This window comes from Streptomyces cyaneofuscatus (genome assembly GCF_000718135.1).
In the GTDB taxonomy this organism is placed as follows: domain Bacteria; phylum Actinomycetota; class Actinomycetes; order Streptomycetales; family Streptomycetaceae; genus Streptomyces; species Streptomyces cyaneofuscatus.
In genome coordinates this window covers 85,013-101,511 of record NZ_JOEM01000011.1, presented here as the reverse complement: position 1 = coordinate 101,511, position 16,499 = coordinate 85,013, and the positions used below count along the sequence as shown (strand labels likewise).

Sequence of the window (16,499 nt, the reverse complement as noted above, 5' to 3'; positions counted from 1 at the left end):
GCCCGCCTCCGGTGGTCACCCTGTACAGATAGTCCGGCCATCATGGCGAGCGACTGCACACATTGACCAGTGAATGCGCGAACTATTGCGCACCTTGCGATGCGGGGAGAGCCTTCGAACATGACTGAGACTCTGCACACCAGCCCTGACACCGCCGCGCAGGCCGACCGCTTCCCGGTCAAGGGAATGGACGCGGTCGTCTTCGCCGTGGGCAACGCCAAGCAGGCCGCGCACTACTACTCGACCGCCTTCGGCATGAAGCTCGTGGCCTACTCCGGACCGGAGAACGGCAGCCGCGAGACCGCGAGTTACGTCCTCACCAACGGCGCCGCCCGCTTCGTCTTCACCTCCGTGATCAAGGCGTCCACCGAGTGGGGCACCTTCCTCTCCGACCACGTCGCCGAGCACGGGGACGGCGTCGTCGACCTCGCCATCGAGGTCCCGGACGCCCGCGCCGCGTACGCGTACGCCGTCGAGCACGGCGCCCGCGGCCTCACCGAGCCGCACGAGGTCAAGGACGAGCACGGCACCGTCGTCCTCGCCGCCATCGCCACGTACGGCAAGACCCGCCACACCCTGGTGGAGCGCTCCGGTTACGACGGCCCGTACCTCCCCGGCTTCGCCCCGGCCAAGCCGATCGTGGAGCCGCCGGCCAAGCGGACCTTCCAGGCCATCGACCACTGCGTCGGCAACGTCGAGCTGGGCCGGATGAACGAGTGGGTCGGCTTCTACAACGAGGTCATGGGCTTCACCAACATGAAGGAGTTCGTGGGCGACGACATCGCCACCGAGTACTCCGCCCTGATGTCGAAGGTCGTCGCCGACGGCACGCTGAAGGTGAAGTTCCCGATCAACGAGCCGGCGATCGCGAAGAAGAAGTCGCAGATCGACGAGTACCTGGAGTTCTACGGCGGCGCCGGCGTCCAGCACATCGCGCTCGCCACCAACGACATCGTCTCCACGGTCCGGTCGATGCGCGCGGCCGGTGTGCAGTTCCTCGACACCCCCGACTCGTACTACGACACCCTCGGCGAGTGGGCCGGCGAGACCCGGGTGCCGGTCGAGACCCTGCGCGAGCTGAAGATCCTGGTCGACCGCGACGAGGACGGCTACCTGCTGCAGATCTTCACCAAGCCGGTCCAGGACCGGCCGACCGTCTTCTTCGAGATGATCGAGCGCCACGGCTCCATGGGCTTCGGCAAGGGCAACTTCAAGGCCCTCTTCGAGGCGATCGAGCGCGAGCAGGAGAAGCGCGGCAACCTCTGAGCCCAGCCTTTCCGCGGATACATACGCCACCGCGGCCCGGGGCAGCACCCTGGACCGCGGTGGCGTACGCCGTTTCCGGCCCAGGGTTACGGAGACTTCGACGAGTCCGCCTCCACCGCCGCCGGGCTGCTCGGGGCCGCCTTCGACGGGGCCGGAGCCGTCTGCGAAGGAGCGGGCGCCGGGGCCTCCGGCTTGGGCGACTCCCGCTTCGGCTCCTTCTTCGGCTCGGGCTTCGGCTCCGGCCCGGCCTCCCGCTTCGGCTCCGGCGACGGGACCGGCGGAGGCGGGGGAGGCGGCGGCTGCATGTCCCCCGGCCCGCCCGGCGGCGGCTCACCGAGCGTCTCCAGCGCCTCCCGGGCCTTCGGCGCGTCCAGCGGCGAGAAGGCCGGGTTGGTGCGCAGGGCCTCCTCCAGGTGGCGGCGGGCCGGACCGTACTGCGCCAGCTCCCGTTCGATCACGCCCAGGTGGTACGCGTACGAGGCGTTCCGCACGCCCGTGTCCACCGCCTGCCGCGCGTACTCCAACCCCTCCTCCGACTTGCCCGCCCGGTGCAGCGCCCAGCCCAGCGCGTCCGCCACCGCCGCACTGCGGTGCTGCTTCTTCCACTGGCCGCGCAGCAGCTCCACCGCCACCGCCGGGTCCCCGTGGTCGCTCTCGTAGCGGGCCTGGACCACCGACTCGTCGACCCCGGCCGCCTTGGCCTGCTCCAGCAGCTCGGCCAGCTTCCCGTACTGGCTCCGTGCGTCGCCGTCGAGCTCCAGGGACGCGTACAGCTCGCCGAGTTCGAGGGCATACGCCGGGCGCGGGAGCTTGCTCATGACGCTCTGGTACGCGGCCACCGCCTCGTCCGTCCGGTCCAGCGCCACCAGCGCCCGGGCCTTGCCCGCCAGCGACGCGTGGTGGCCGGCGTCCGTGCGCAGCGCCGCGTCGAACTGCGCCACCGCCTCCTCCGGCTCGCCCCGCTCCCAGGCCAGCTCGCCCAGCCGGTGCAGCGCCTCGGCCTTCTCGGCGGGCGCCGTCGCCCGGTCCGCAGCCTCCCGGGCGGTGGCGAGCGCGTCCTCGCGCCAGCCCTGGCCCCGGTAGAGGTCGGCGGTGCGGGCCAGCGCGGGGACGCCCTTGCGCAGCTCGCCGAACTTCTCCGTCGCCTCGGTCGCCGCCTTGACGTCCCCGAGCCCGGTGTAGGCGTCGATGAGGACCGGGTACACGCTCCAGGTCTTCGGGTCCTGCTTCCGTACCGTCTCGCCCCACCGCTTCGCCGCCAGGAAGTCGTGCCGGGCGTTGGCCAGCGCCGCCATCCCCACCCACGCCTCGCCGTTCCCGCGCTCACCCGGCCGCGCCTCCAGCGACCGCTTCAGCGCCTCCTCCGCGCGCCCGAAGTACGCCGCGTCCGCCGAGCGCCGCCCCCACTCCACGTACGCCGAACCGAGCGTCGCCCACGACGGCGCGTCGGCCGGATGCGCCTCCACCCACTTCTGCCGGTCCCCGATCAGCGCGGTCAGATCCGAGAGGGAGGCGGGGGAACCCGCGGTCGCCGCCGCCTCGGCCCGCTCCACCGGACCCGGCTCCTTCGGGCGGTCGTCCTTCCCGTCCGGTACGGCCACCAGCGCCCCGGCCAGCAGCACACCCGCCGCCACCGCCCCGAACGCGGCCCGGCGCAGGGTCGTCCGCAGGGTGGGCGGGGGAGGCGGTACGGCGGTGGCGCCTTCGGCGGGCATCACGTAGGGGTCCGCACCGGGGGTCGTACGGGGGTCCGCACCGGGCGTCGCGTCGTGCGGCGGACGCGGGCCCTCCGGGGACGGCTGGGACGGCCGGCGGGACTCGGGATCCTGCTGGGGCATGACATCCATGGCCATCACTGTGCGTCAGTCATACGAGCACACCGCTCCTTGGGATCGCTCCCGCCGACGGGTTCACACCATTGGCCCCCGGGTGCCACGCTGGAACCATGAGCGATCTTCTCGAACGCCTGCGCACCGGGCTCCCCGCCGAGGCCCTGATCACCGATGCGGACGTCACCGCGTCCTACGCCCACGACATGGCGAGCTTCTGCGAGGCCGGCACCCCGGCCGTCGTCGTCCTCCCGCGCACCGTCGAGCAGGTCCAGCACGTCATGCGCACCGCCACCGAACTCCGCGTCCCCGTCGTCCCGCAGGGTGCCCGTACCGGCCTGTCCGGCGCGGCCAACGCCTCGGACGGCTGCATCGTGCTCTCCCTGGTGAAGATGGACCGGATCCTGGAGATCAGCCCGGTCGACCGGATCGCCGTCGTCGAGCCGGGCGTCATCAACGCGGTGCTGTCACGCGCGGTGAACGAACACGGCCTCTACTACCCGCCGGACCCCTCCAGCTGGGAGACCTGCACCATCGGCGGCAACATCGGCACGGCCTCCGGCGGTCTGTGCTGCGTGAAGTACGGGGTCACCGCCGAGTACGTCCTCGGTCTGGACGTCGTCCTCGCCGACGGGCGGCTCCTGACCACCGGCCGCCGGACGGCGAAGGGCGTCGCCGGCTACGACCTGACCCGGCTCTTCGTCGGCTCCGAGGGCAGCCTCGGGATCGTCGTCAAGGCCGTCCTCGCGCTCAAACCGCAGCCGCCGCAACAGCTCGTGCTCGCCGCGGAGTTCCCCTCGGCAGCCGCCGCCTGTGACGCTGTGTGCCGGATCATGGAACGCGGTCACACCCCGTCACTCCTCGAACTGATGGACCGGACGACCGTGCGTGCCGTCAACCGACTGGCCTCCATGGGGCTGCCGGAGACCACCGAGGCGCTCCTCCTCTGCGCCTTCGACACCCCCGACCCGGCGGCCGACCTCGCCGCCGTCGGAGCGCTCTGCACGGCTGCGGGGGCCACCGAAGTGGTCCCGGCCGATAATCCCACCGAGTCCGAACTCCTCCTCCAGGCCCGCCGGATGTCGCTCACCGCGCTGGAGGCCGTCAAGTCCGCCACGATGATCGACGACGTCTGCGTACCGCGCTCCCGGCTCGGCGAGATGCTCGCGGGCACCGCCGCCATCGCCGAGCGGTACGACCTGACCATCGGCGTCTGCTCCCACGCGGGCGACGGCAACACCCACCCCGTCGTCTGCTTCGACCACACCGACCCCGACGAGTCCCGCCGGGCCCGTGAGTCCTTCGACGCGATCATGGCGCTCGGCCTGGAGCTGGGCGGGACCATCACCGGCGAGCACGGCGTCGGCGTCCTCAAGAAGGAGTGGCTCGCCCGCGAACTGGGCGAGACCGGTATCGAGCTCCAGCGCGGTATCAAGGCCGCCTTCGACCCGCTCGGCCTCCTCAACCCGGGCAAGCTCTTCTGAAATCCCGGCAAGCTCTTCTGACACCACCCGCTGCTCACAGGGCCCTCACGCCCGCTTCTTACGGGGGCCCTCACGCCTCACCGTCCTGGGACGGCGACTCGTCCGCCGACCACGGGTCGCTCAGCCACAGGTCGTCCGCCGGCAGCGGGGCCAGCAGCTCCGCCAGCGCCTCGTCGATCCCGAGCCGGTCGCTCTCCGTGCCCGGCGGCACCACGCGCAGGGTCCGCTCCACCCAGGCGGCCACGGCGGCCGAGGGCACTTCGAGGAGGGCGTTGCCGTCGGGGGAGGTGAGGGCCACGCAGATCACGCTGCGGTTCTCGATCTTCGTCGGCCAGATCCGTACGTCCCCGTGCCCGCACGGCCGGAACACGCCTTCCACCAGCAGCTCCCGGGCGAACGTCCAGTGCACGGGCGAATCGGAGGAGATGTGGAAGGCGATGTGCACGGCGTACGGGTCGTCCGTGCGGTACGTCAGCCGGGCGGGGACCGGGATGGACCGCTCGGGGGACAGGACGAGCTTCAGCTCCAGCTCACGTTCCACGATGTTCATCATGAGAATGCACGACCTTCCGGTGCTCATGGGCCGGTCCCGCTGACCGTCCCGCACAAGGAGAGAGCGCCCTCCCCGCCACCTATTACGCGACTTCTCAAAAAAACTTCGATCCGTCGCGAAAGTGGTCCCAAACAGGCGGACCGGCCCGGGGATACGTGGCGGTCTGATAGATGTGGACCCTTGTATTGAGGCCGTCCGCCCTCCCGGCGCCGAACGGCCTGAGGCCTCGAAGAGATACGGGACCCGCTGATGAGCGCGCCAACTCCGGCACCCGGTGACGACAGCCCCCGTGAGGGCTACTACCCGGACCCCTCCATCCCCGGCTACGTCCGGTACTGGAACGGCGCGTCCTGGGTGCCCGGTACGAGCCGGCCCGCGCCGCAGCAGGCACAGGCAGCGCCGGTGGAGGAGACCGGGCCGATCTTCTTCGACGAGGAGGAGAACGGGCTCTCGGACGGCACGAACGGGTCCGCCGATGCCGAGCGTTACGAGGGCGGGCCGGAGGGCGAGGCCGGGTCCGTCTGGCAGGCGGACTCCGCGCGTCAGGCCGGCTTCGGCGGCGAGCGGGACCGCCGGATCTCGTGGGGCGGCCCGGCCCCGGAGCCCGCCACGGCCCCGGCCGACCCGCGCACGCCCCTCGCCCAGGACCCCACGCGCGGCGCGCTGCCGGGGATGCGGGACGGTGGCGGGGCGGCGGCGGAGGAGGCGGGGGCGCGACCGCCGACGGAGGGCACGGTCACGATCCGCGCGGTGGGCCCGCAGGCCGGTGCCGCACAGCCGAACGCCGTACGGGGGAGCGCCCCGCGCCCCGACCCCGTACCGCCGAACACCGGTACGCCGCAGGGTCCGCAGGGACTCCCGGCAGCCTCTGCCCCCGCCGCCGCCCAGCCCCTTCCCGTGCCGGCCCCCGCCCCCGCCCCCGCGCCCGCCCCGCAGGAGGCGCGGCAGGGTCCGGTCCAGGTTCCGGCCGTCCCCGCCGCCCCCTCCGTACCCACGCCGCTGACCCCGGGCCCCGGCGGCGGTTCGGCGTCCTGGGCGCAGCAGGTCCACCAACTGGCCCAGCCCGAACAGCAGCAGCAACAGCAGCAACACCAGCAGCAGCCGGCGCCCCGGTCCCTGCACCAGCAGCCCCACCCCCTGCCCCACCAGCAACAGCAGCCCCCCTTCGCGCAGTCCGGGTCCGGACCCGGGGCCGGGACGGCGGCGGGTCCGGACCAGCCCGTCGTGCCCTGGAAGCCCCCGGCGGCCGACGACCCCTTCCAGCAGCTCGTCCGCGCCCAGGCGGCGGCCCGGCCCGCCGGGCTCGGCAAGCGGTTCGCCGCCCGGCTGGTCGACAACCTGGTGCTCGGCACGGTCGTCGGTGCGGTGGCCATCCCCCTGGGCACCCAGGCGATGGACCACATCGACCGGAAGATCACCGCGGCCAAGCAGACCGGCGAGACCGTCACCGTCTGGCTGCTGGACTCCACCACCGGCACGCTGCTCGGGGCCCTGATCGCGGCCTTCCTCGTCCTCGGCTTCCTCCTGGAGGCGCTGCCCACCGCCAAGTGGGGCCGCACGCTCGGCAAGAAGATCTTCGGGCTCGACGTACGGGACATCGAGTCCCACGACTCACCCACGCTGGGAGCGGCCCTGCGCCGCTGGCTCGTCTACGGGGTGCTGGGGCTCCTGGTCATCGGCGTGGCGAACGTGCTGTGGTGCCTGATCGACCGCCCCTGGCGCCAGTGCTGGCACGACAAGGCGGCCCGCACGTTCGTGGCGGGCTGAACGGATGGGCAGGCGGCCTGATGCGGATGAGCAGGCGGCGGCCTGAGCGGATGGGCAGGCGGCCTGCGGAGGCCCGCCGTAGACTCGTATGCCGCCCCGCGTCCCCCGAACGCACCTGAGCCGTTGCGGGCCCCGGTGGCACGGGATGCACTGCCCCCATGAGCAACGACCAGCCGACGCCCGGCCAGCCGCCCGAGGACGACGATCCGTTCGTCAAGAAGCCGCAGCAGCCCCCGCCGCCGTCAGACGGTCAGCCGCCGTACGGGAGCGCTCCGCCCCCGCCTCCGTCAGGCGGTCAGCCGCCGTACGGTCAGCCGCCGTCGGGCGGTCAGCCGCCCTACGGGAGCGCCCCGCCCCCGCCCCCGCCCCCGCCGAACGACCCGTACGGAAGCGGCGGGGGTTTCGGGGCGCCGGACCCACTGGCGGGGATGCCGCCGCTGGCCGAGCCGGGCAAGCGGATCCTGGCGCGGCTGATCGACTTCCTCATCATCTCGATCCCGCTGTACCTGATCTCGCTGCCGTGGGGCGGGGCGATCGATGTCGACGGGGACGGCGGTGACGGGTTCGACGGCGCCTACAGCGGCCACCAGTTCCTGTGGTCGTTCATCGGCCTGGTCGTCTACGTCGCGTACGACACGTACTTCACCCACAAGGACGGCCGGACCCTGGGCAAGCGGCTGCTGAAGCTGCGCGTGGCCATGCTCAACGACGGCCGGGTGCCCGACACCGGGGCCGCGCTGATGCGGGCCGTCGTCCTGTGGGCTCCGGCGCTGCTGTGCTGCCCGTGCCTGTGGTGGCTGATCAACATCGTGCTGATGTTCACGGACAAGCCCTACCGGCAGGGGCTCCAGGACAAGGCGGCCAAGACCGTGGTGGTCGCGGCCAGGTAGGAACACCAGGCATGCCGGCAGCCGGGCGGGTACGTGACCCGCCCGGCTGCCGGAAGCGCGGCGGGACTCAGCGGCGCAGCGAGTGCTGCCGGTCCGCCTGTTGGTGCTGGGACGAGCGTGCGGCCGGCACGCGCTCCCGGGCGCCGAGGCCGTCCAGGGCAGGGTGTGCCCGGGCGGCGGTGGGGTGCGGGTGCGCCGTCCGGGCCGGGGCGGTCTGCCGGGGCTGGGGCAGGCGCACGGCCACCAGCAGGCCGAGCGCGAGCGCGGTGACGGCGGCGAGGCCCACGCCGATGCCCGACTCCGTACCGGAGAGCAGCAGCAGGGCGAGGGTCGTACAGATGACGGTGGCCGAACCGTAGACGAGCTGTGCGGCAGTCGGACGCGGCATGGCGGTTTCCGTCCTCGGGACGTCGGATGGGCGGAGCGGTCGGCACGTGCACAGGTGCCTTCCGACCCTACGACGGTGGATGCCCGACCGGGACCGGTAGTAAGCGTGACCTAACCCACGGTACCGGTGCACAGGGGGCGCACGGAGTCACGCCTCTCACCAACCGGAGGGCTTGGCGCGCCCGTTGGCGGTGATCCTGTCCGTATATCGGGAAAGCGCTCCTGCATAGTGCACTTGGTCTGTTCAAGTCAAGGTCTGTCTTTTCTCTCGCAACTCCGATCGAATGTCGTCACTTGTGACGCGTTCACGCGCGCGGCCCTCTCCATACCCCCCTGGCCGCCACGCGGGACGCCCGGGGAGGACTGCATCAAGTGACCAATCAGAGACGGGCGCTTCGCGCCGCTGCTGTTGTCGTGGCCATGGCCGCGACCGCGGCGACGGCCTCGACCTTCGCCACCGCCCAGGCGCATGACACCACGTCAGGTTTCACCGCCTCCGCCGCTCCGACCGCCGACCGCCATGACCCGGCGCCCGGCAAGGGACATGTGGAGCACAACCTCGAAGGCCCCTTCAGCGAACAGCAGGCAGCGCAGCGGGAGGCCGCGCTGGAGCAGGTGCTCGCCGGGGACAAGAAGGTGACGACCAAGAGCGGTTCCAAGGTCGTCAAGCTCGGCAACAAGAAGTACGTGGAGCTCGGGCGGGAGAAGACCGACAAGATCTTCACCATCCTGCTGGAGTTCGGCGACAAGGTCGACGACACCACCCTGTTCGACCCGGACGGCGACGGCCCCAAGCCGCCCGTCAAGAAGTACGGCGGTACGCCCGGCCCGGCGCACAACGAGATCGCCAAGCCGGACCCGAAGAAGGACAACAGCACCGCCTGGAAGGCCGACTACAACCAGGCGCACTTCGAGAAGCTGTACTTCGGCGAGGGCAAGAACGTCCACTCGCTCAAGACCTACTACGAGAAGACCTCCTCGGGCCGTTACTCGGTCGAGGGCCAGGTCTCCGACTGGGTGAAGGTCGACTACAACGAGGCCCGTTACGGCTCCAACTACTGCGGCCAGTCCAACTGCGCCAACGTCTGGGACGCGGTCCGCGACGGCGTCAACGCCTGGGTCGCCGACCAGAAGGCCAAGGGCCGCACGGACGCGCAGATCAAGGCGAACCTGGCCGAGTACGACCAGTGGGACCGCTACGACTTCGACGGCGACGGCAACTTCAACGAGCCGGACGGCTACATCGACCACTTCCAGCTGGTCCACGCCGGCGAGGACGAGTCCGCCGGCGGCGGCGCCGAGGGCCCCAACGCCATCTGGGCGCACCGCTGGTACGCGTACGGCACCAACGCGGGCGCGACCGGCCCGGCCGACAACAAGGCCGGCGGCGCGCAGATCGGTGAGACCGGCATCTGGGTCGGCGACTACACCGTCCAGCCCGAGAACGGCGGCCTGGGCGTCTTCGCCCACGAGTACGCCCACGACCTCGGCCTCCCGGACCTGTACGACACCTCCGGCGGCGGCGAGAACTCGGTCGGCTTCTGGTCCCTGATGTCGGCGGGCTCCTGGCTCGGCACCGGCAAGGGCGAGATCGGCAACCTGCCGGGCGACATGACCTCGTGGGACAAGCTCCAGCTGGGCTGGCTCGACTACGACAAGGCCAAGGCGGGCAAGACCTCGCTGCACAAGCTGGGCGTCTCGGAGTACAACACCAAGGACCCGCAGGCGCTCGTCGTCGAGCTGCCGGCCAAGGCCGTCACCACCACCGTCGTCAAGCCCGCCCAGGGGACGAAGCAGTGGTGGAGCGACCGGGGCGACAACCTGTCGAACACCCTGACCCGCTCGGTCGACCTGACCGGCAAGTCCTCGGCCAAGCTGGACCTTTCGGGCTGGTACGACATCGAGGCCGACTACGACTACCTCTACACCGAGGTGTCCGACAACGGCGGCACGAGCTGGACCGCGCTCGACGGCACCGCCGACGGCAAGGCCATCCCGCGCGACGCCAGCGACAAGCCGGCCCTAACCGACGTCTCGGGCGCGTACCAGAAGCTCTCCTTCCCGCTGGACGCCTACGCGGGCAAGAAGGTCGACCTCCGCTTCCGCTACCAGACGGACGGCGGCGCGGGCGGCAAGGGCTTCGCGGCCGACGAGATCACCATCACCGCCGACGGCGCCACCCTCTTCTCGGACAACGCCGAGGACGGTGACAACGGCTGGACGGTGAAGGGCTTCTCGCGGATCGGTGAGTCGTTCACGCAGGACTACCCGCAGTACTACATCGCGGAGAACCGCCAGTACGTGTCGTACGACGAGACCCTCAAGGTCGGCCCGTACAACTTCGGCTTCTCCACCACCCGCCCCGACTGGGTCGAGCACTACGCGTACCAGACGGGTCTGCTCGTCTGGCTCTGGGACACCTCCCAGAAGGACAACAACACCTCCGTCCACCCGGGCGAGGGTCTGATCCTGCCGGTCGACGCGCACGCCAAGCCGCTCAAGTGGAAGGACGGCTCGCTCCTGCGCAACAAGATCCAGCCGTTCGACGCCCCGTTCAGCTGGTACCCGAACAAGGGCTTCACGCTCCACAACGCGGACGTGCCGCTGAAGATCCAGCCCTCGCTGGGCAACCCGGTCTTCGACGACCGCAAGGGCACCTACTGGTACAAGGAGAACCCGACGGGCAGTGTCAAGGTTTCTGACACCAACACCCGCATCTCCATCCTCCTGGAGCCGGCCAGCGGCTCCTCGATGACCGTGCTGGTCAGCCCCTCGGGCCGATAATTCCATAAACCCGCAGGTCAGAGCATGATCGGCCGTCGCCCTCTAGCGGGCGGCGGCCGATCGTGTTTAGGTGCGTCTTGTTCACATCCTTATTGACACGACGTCTCACGGGGGAGTGCGGAGCATGGCAGGCGGAGGTTTCTGCAGGTTGCCGAACGGCACGGTGGTGGTGGCCCTCACCCTCACCAGACCGTCCGGCGGTACGGGTACGAGCACGAGTGCGGGAACGGGCCCGGGCGCCCCGGTACGGGTGCTGGTCCACGCGGCGAACCGGGCGCGCGCCCTGACCAGGCTGCGCAATCTGGGGCTGCGGGCGGTGTACCTGCGCGGCAACGACCGGCCGCCCACACCGGACGAGATCACGGCGGTGCTGCACCACCCGGACGGCCTGCTGTGGCGGGCGGCGCCCCAGGCGGGCCAGGAGCTGTGGCACCCGATCAGGGCCCTGCTGGGCCCGGCGGGCCACGCCGGCCCCGCCCGCCCGGCGGCGTAGGGCCTCAGGCTCCTAGAGGGCTTCGGCCACGACCGGCTTCCCGGAGAGCTTCACGCCCGCCGTCCGGAGCTCGTCCAGGGCCTTCTCGGTGGTGGCGGAGGAGACCCCGGCGGTCAGGTCGAGCAGCACATGGGTGACGAAGCCCTCACGGGCCGCGTCCAGGGCGGTGGCCCGTACGCAGTGGTCGGTGGCGATGCCCACCACGTCGACCTCGGTGACGGACCGCTCACGCAGCCACTCGGCGAGACCGGTCCCGTTCTCGTCGGCACCCTCGAAACCGCTGTACGCGGCCGAGTGGGCGCCCTTGTCGAAGACGGTGTCGATGGCCCCGGAGGCGACGGCGGGTGCGAAGTTCGGGTGGAACCCGACCCCCTCGGTCCCGGCGACGCAGTGCACCGGCCAGGAGTCCACGAAGTCCGGCGTCTCGGAGAAGTGGTCACCGGGGTCCACGTGGTGGTCCCGGGTGGCCACGACGTGCCGGTAGCCGGGCTGGGCCTCACCGATGAGATCGGTGATGGCGGCGGCGACATCGGCACCACCCGCCACCGCGAGGCTGCCGCCCTCGCAGAAGTCGTTCTGAACGTCCACGACGATCAATGCGCGGTGCATGGCGGGTGTCCTTAGGTGGGGAGAGAGCGGAGATATTCCAACGTTCACGGGGATGCCAACGAGCGTAGAGACTAGGCCCTGACAATCAACCCCTACCCAGATCGGCCCGTCGGGCCGCCACCCCAGCCCGTCCGGCGCTTGAGGACGGAACCGGCGCGGCGAGGCTCCCGCACCTTCCGAGGCCCCAGGGCCTCACACGTACTCCGTCCCGATCACCGGCTCGCCCCGAGACAACTGCATCGCCGACATCGGCAGCCCACCCCGGGCCGCCACATGCCGCTCCCGAGCCGCCTCCAGAGGCTCCCGAGCCACCACCACCCCATCCCGCACCAGCTCCACCAGCAGCTCCCGCCCCACGAGCCCCTCCGGCACCGCCCCGGTCCCGATCACCTCGGCCTCGGCGACGCCGCCCTCGTCGACCCGGCGCGCCGCCCACTTGCGACCCCCCACCGACGACTTCGCCCCCATCGACTTCTTCGCCACCGGCACCAGCGGAGCATCGGCCCCCGCGTCCGCCGCCCCACCGGCCCGCGCCACCAGCTTGTAGACCATCGAGCACGTGGGGTGCCCGCTCCCGGTCACCAGCTGCGTGCCCACCCCGTACGCGTCCACCGGCGCGGCCGCCAGCGAGGCGATCGCGTACTCGTCCAGGTCCGAGGTCACCACGATCTTCGTGTTCGTCGCCCCCAGCTCGTCCAGCTGCTGCCGCACCCGGTGCGCGACCAGCAGCAGATCGCCCGAGTCGATCCGTACGGCCCCGAGCTCCGGCCCCGCGATCTCCACCGCCGCCCGCACCGCCTCGGTCACGTCGTACGTGTCGACCAGCAGCGTCGTGCCCCGCCCCAGCGAGTCCACCTGCGCCCGGAACGCGTCCCGCTCGGTGTCGTGCAGCAGCGTGAAGGCGTGCGCGCTGGTGCCGACCGTCGGGATCCCGTAGCGGAACCCGGCCGCCAGGTCGGAGGTGGCGTCGAACCCGCCGACGTACGCCGCACGCGCCGAGGCCACCGCCGACAGCTCGTGCGTCCGCCGCGCCCCCATCTCGATCAGCCGGCGCCCCCCGGCCGCCGCCGACATCCGCGAGGCGGCCGCCGCGATCGCGGAGTCGTGGTTGAGGATGGAGAGGATCACCGTCTCCAGCAGCACGCACTCGGCGAAGGACCCCTCGACCCGCAGGATCGGCGAGCCCGGGAAGTACACCTCGCCCTCCGGGTAGCCCCAGATGTCGCCGCTGAAGCGGTATCCGGCCAGCCATTCCAGGGTCGGCTCGTCCACGATGTTCTGCTGGCGCAGGAAGCCGATCATCTCGTCGTCGAAGTGGAAGTTCTCCACCGCGTCCAGCACCCGCCCGGTGCCCGCGACGACCCCGTACCGCCGCCCCTCGGGCAGCCGGCGGGTGAACGCCTCGAAGACCGAGTGCCGGCCGGCGGTGCCCGCCTTGAGGGCCGCCTGCACCATGGTCAGCTCGTACTGGTCGGTGAAGAGCGCGGTCGACGGAACGCCGACCCGTCGCCCGAGGTCCGCTGAGTTCATGGCAGGGATGCTACCCCCTATTCGTCAAACTGACGAGATGTGGGGTCCGTTTGTGCGCGGGGACCGCCCGGGTGGCAGCATGGGACAGGTGAGCGTTGCTACCCCCGTAGAGATCGAACGTCCTGATTCGGCCGAGGAGACCTTCGCGGTCCCCGAGCCGGACGTCCCGTGGGTGACGCTCGTCCACAACGACCCGGTCAATCTCATGAGCTATGTGACCTATGTCTTCCAGGCCTACTTCGGCTACTCCAAGGACAAGGCCCACAAGCTCATGCTCGACGTGCACCAGAAGGGCCGCGCCGTCGTCTCCAGCGGGAGCCGCGAGGAGATGGAGCGCGACGTCCAGGCCATGCACGGCTACGGGCTGTGGGCCACCCTCACCCAGGACCGCAACTAGCGGCCCCGCCGCCGTACGTACCCCCTGCCCCGTTCGACCCACCATCGGAGAATCCATGGCCGGCCATTTCGAGGCCACCCCGGGCGGCGGCGCGGCCGTCGCGCTCGACGAGGTCGAGATCTCGATCCTGCGCTCCCTCGCCGTGCAGCTGCTCGAACTGATCGGCCCGGGCGAGACACCCGCCGACGGCGAGGACCCGCTCGCCGCGCTCTTCGCCGAGGGCCCCAGCAAGCCGCCGTCGGACCCGGCCCTGGCCCGGCTCTTCCCCGACGCCTACGGAGGTCCCGACGGGGCCGCCCCCGAGGCGAAGTCCGAGGAGGAGCTGCGGGCGCTGTCCGCCGAGTTCCGCCGCTTCACCGAGATCGACCTGCGCTCCCGCAAGCGCGAGGACGCCCTCGCCGTCGTCCGGACGCTGGACGCGCTCTCGCCCGCCGGGGACGGCGCGGCCGTACTCACCCTCACCGCCGACGAGTGCCGCTCCTGGCTCGGCTCGCTCAACGACCTGCGCCTCACCATCGGCACCCGGCTGGACGTCTCCGACGAGGGCGAGGGCGAGGAGGGGTCGCTCTACCGGCTCCCCGACAGCGACCCGCGCAAGCCGATGGTGATGGCTTATCTCTGGCTCGGGGCGCTCCAGGAAACGCTCGTCGAAACCCTGATGCAGTAATCCTCCGCCCCGACCGGCGAGGCGTCCGTGTTCGCTCAACGGACGCTCAGATCCGGGTAATGATCCCGCCAAGTCATAAGCGCCATTCATGGTGGATGGCGCTCCTTGTCCGCTTTTATCTGTGGGGTGCGCCACAGAATGTCCCATGGTGTCCTGTGACGGCCGTGATAAATCTTCACGACGCCCGGGGACGCCACCCCTGTTCCCGGGGCCGCCACCAGCCGGCCGAACGCCGGTGGCACTCCATCCATATCCGGGGGGATCAGGACCTGATCCGCAGCCTTGAGGGCGCGGATCGGCGTGGAGAAAGGCGCACCACACATGACATCGGCACAGGTCGACGAGGGACAGGCCGACAAGGGAAGGCCCGGCGCGGAAGCCGACGGGACCGAGACCGGTGGCGAGGGGTACCAGCGAGGTCTGGGCGCCCGTCAGATCCAGATGATCGCCATCGGCGGAGCCATCGGCACCGGGCTCTTCCTCGGCGCGGGCAAAGCGATCGACCGGGCCGGACCCAGCCTCATCCTGGCTTACGTCCTCGCGGGCCTGGTCATCTTCTTCATCATGCGGGCCCTGGGCGAACTGCTCATGTACCGCCCGGTCTCCGGCTCCTTCTCGGAGTACGCCCGCGAATTCATCGGGCCCTTCTTCGGATTCGTGACGGGCTGGACGTACTGGCTGTTCTGGGTGGTCACCGGAATCACCGAAGTCACCGCCGCCGCCACCTATATGACGTACTGGTGGGACATTCCGCAGTGGCTGTCCGCACTCGTCTTCACCGTCATTCTGTACGGCGCCAACCTGATCTCCGTGAAGCTCTTCGGTGAGCTGGAGTTCTGGTTCTCCATGGTCAAGGTCACCGCGATCGTCGGCATGATCCTCATCTGCGCCGGCGTGCTGACCCTCGGCTTCTCCGACGCGGGCGACACCGCGACCGTCTCCAACCTCTGGAACGACGGGGGCTTCTTCCCCAACGGCATCGGCGGCATGCTGATGACGCTCCAGATCGTCATGTTCGCCTTCCTCGCCGTCGAGCTGGTCGGCGTCACCGCCGGGGAGTCCAAGGACCCCAAGACCGTGCTGCCCAAGGCCATCAACACCGTGCCGTGGCGCATCGCCGTCTTCTACGTCGGCGCGCTGATCATGATCCTGTCGGTCGTCCCGTGGTCCACGTTCAAGCCGGGCGTCTCGCCGTTCGTGAAGGCCTTCGAGGAGATGGGGCTCGGCATCGGCGCCGCCATCGTCAACTTCGTCGTCCTGACCGCGGCGCTCTCCTCCTGCAACTCCGGCATGTACTCCACCGGCCGCATGCTCCGCGACCTGGCCATGAACGGACAGGGCCCGCGCGCCTTCACCAAGCTGACGAAGAACGGCCTGCCGCTCGTCGGCACCACCTTCTCCGCCGCCCTGATGCTCGTCGGCGTCTGGATCAACTACCAGTGGCCGGGCGAGGCGTTCAACTACGTCGTCTCCTTCGCGACCATCTCCGGCATGTGGGCCTGGATCATGATCCTGTTCAGCCAGATCCGCTACCGCCGCCTGGCCGACCGGGGCGTGCTCCCGCACTCCTCGTTCAAGGCGCCGGGCGCCCCGTACACCAGCTGGTTCGCGCTCGCCTTCATCGGCATGGTCATCGTGATGATGGCGGTCGACAAGGACGCCAGGATCTCGCTCTACTGTGCCCCGGTCTGGGCGCTCCTCCTGGGCGTCTCCTACCTGGTGCTCAAGTCGCGCAACCCGGAGAACACGGCCTTCGCCAAGCGCTGACCCAGTCCTCGCCCAGCACCGACCCCGAGGGCGGACCCGGCGACCCCGGGCCCACGACCGGCCCTCCTCCCGGACG

The 16,499-nt window shown here is 70.8% G+C and carries 14 protein-coding genes; 9 read left to right on the top strand and 5 right to left on the bottom strand.

The genetic code is table 11. The features are described 5' to 3' along the window. Positions 1–120: 120 nt before the first annotated feature. Entirely contained in the window at positions 121–1,266 is a 1,146-nt protein-coding gene (hppD, locus tag IF17_RS0119750; RefSeq protein WP_030567763.1) for a 4-hydroxyphenylpyruvate dioxygenase, read from the top strand. Between the two features lie 86 nt (positions 1,267–1,352). Here hppD and IF17_RS0119745 read toward each other — a convergent pair whose 3' ends face one another. Then, positions 1,353–3,113, bottom strand: coding sequence for a tetratricopeptide repeat protein (locus tag IF17_RS0119745; protein ID WP_030567761.1), 1,761 nt, complete (start codon positions 3,111–3,113; stop codon positions 1,353–1,355). Between the two features lie 98 nt (positions 3,114–3,211). Between IF17_RS0119745 and IF17_RS0119740 the strand changes: the two genes are divergently transcribed. After that, positions 3,212–4,579, top strand: coding sequence for an FAD-binding oxidoreductase (locus tag IF17_RS0119740; RefSeq protein ID WP_030567759.1), 1,368 nt, complete (start codon positions 3,212–3,214; stop codon positions 4,577–4,579). 70 nt (positions 4,580–4,649) lie between these two features. On the opposite strand, the gene IF17_RS0119735 is transcribed toward IF17_RS0119740, so the two are convergent. Continuing rightward, positions 4,650–5,132, bottom strand: a complete 483-nt coding sequence (locus tag IF17_RS0119735) for an SsgA family sporulation/cell division regulator (protein ID WP_030567757.1) — start codon at positions 5,130–5,132, stop codon at positions 4,650–4,652. Positions 5,133–5,381: 249 nt separating this feature from the next. On the opposite strand from IF17_RS0119735, the gene IF17_RS0119730 reads away from it, so the two are divergent. After that, the gene (locus IF17_RS0119730; RefSeq protein WP_030567755.1) at positions 5,382–6,899 is read left to right on the top strand and encodes an RDD family protein; all 1,518 of its coding nucleotides are present in this window, start codon (positions 5,382–5,384) and stop codon (positions 6,897–6,899) included. A 158-nt stretch (positions 6,900–7,057) separates the two neighbouring features. Further along, a complete protein-coding gene (locus tag IF17_RS0119725; RefSeq protein ID WP_030567753.1) occupies positions 7,058–7,789 on the top strand; it encodes an RDD family protein in 732 nt (243 codons plus the stop codon). A gap of 67 nt (positions 7,790–7,856) precedes the next feature. Here the strand turns inward: IF17_RS0119725 and IF17_RS0119720 are convergent, their stop codons facing one another. Next, positions 7,857–8,177: a hypothetical protein gene (locus tag IF17_RS0119720; protein WP_030567751.1), complete on the bottom strand. Its 321-nt coding sequence runs from the start codon at positions 8,175–8,177 to the stop codon at positions 7,857–7,859. 371 nt (positions 8,178–8,548) lie between these two features. Here IF17_RS0119720 and IF17_RS0119715 point away from each other — a divergent pair, with 371 nt between their 5' ends. Continuing rightward, complete coding sequence (locus IF17_RS0119715) at positions 8,549–10,960, top strand: immune inhibitor A domain-containing protein (protein WP_030567749.1); 2,412 nt, start codon at positions 8,549–8,551, stop codon at positions 10,958–10,960. 124 nt (positions 10,961–11,084) lie between these two features. Next, positions 11,085–11,453 (top strand): hypothetical protein, encoded by a 369-nt coding sequence (locus tag IF17_RS0119710; protein WP_030567747.1) that lies wholly within the window; start codon positions 11,085–11,087, stop codon positions 11,451–11,453. A 12-nt stretch (positions 11,454–11,465) separates the two neighbouring features. Here IF17_RS0119710 and IF17_RS0119705 read toward each other — a convergent pair whose 3' ends face one another. After that, entirely contained in the window at positions 11,466–12,062 is a 597-nt protein-coding gene (locus IF17_RS0119705) for an isochorismatase family protein (protein ID WP_030567745.1), read from the bottom strand. 192 nt (positions 12,063–12,254) lie between these two features. After that, positions 12,255–13,592, bottom strand: a complete 1,338-nt coding sequence (locus IF17_RS0119700) for a nicotinate phosphoribosyltransferase (protein WP_030567743.1) — start codon at positions 13,590–13,592, stop codon at positions 12,255–12,257. A 79-nt stretch (positions 13,593–13,671) separates the two neighbouring features. Between IF17_RS0119700 and clpS the strand changes: the two genes are divergently transcribed. From clpS to IF17_RS0119685, 3 genes are all read left to right on the top strand, one after another. After that, on the top strand, positions 13,672–13,989 hold the full coding sequence (gene clpS / locus IF17_RS0119695; protein WP_030567742.1) for an ATP-dependent Clp protease adapter ClpS: 318 nt from the start codon (positions 13,672–13,674) through the stop codon (positions 13,987–13,989). Positions 13,990–14,044: 55 nt separating this feature from the next. Then, positions 14,045–14,656, top strand: coding sequence for a DUF2017 domain-containing protein (locus tag IF17_RS0119690; protein ID WP_030567740.1), 612 nt, complete (start codon positions 14,045–14,047; stop codon positions 14,654–14,656). Between the two features lie 321 nt (positions 14,657–14,977). After that, positions 14,978–16,423 carry an amino acid permease gene (locus tag IF17_RS0119685; RefSeq protein ID WP_030567738.1) on the top strand — a complete coding sequence of 482 codons (1,446 nt, stop codon included), beginning with the start codon at positions 14,978–14,980 and terminating at the stop codon, positions 16,421–16,423. Positions 16,424–16,499: the final 76 nt, after the last annotated feature.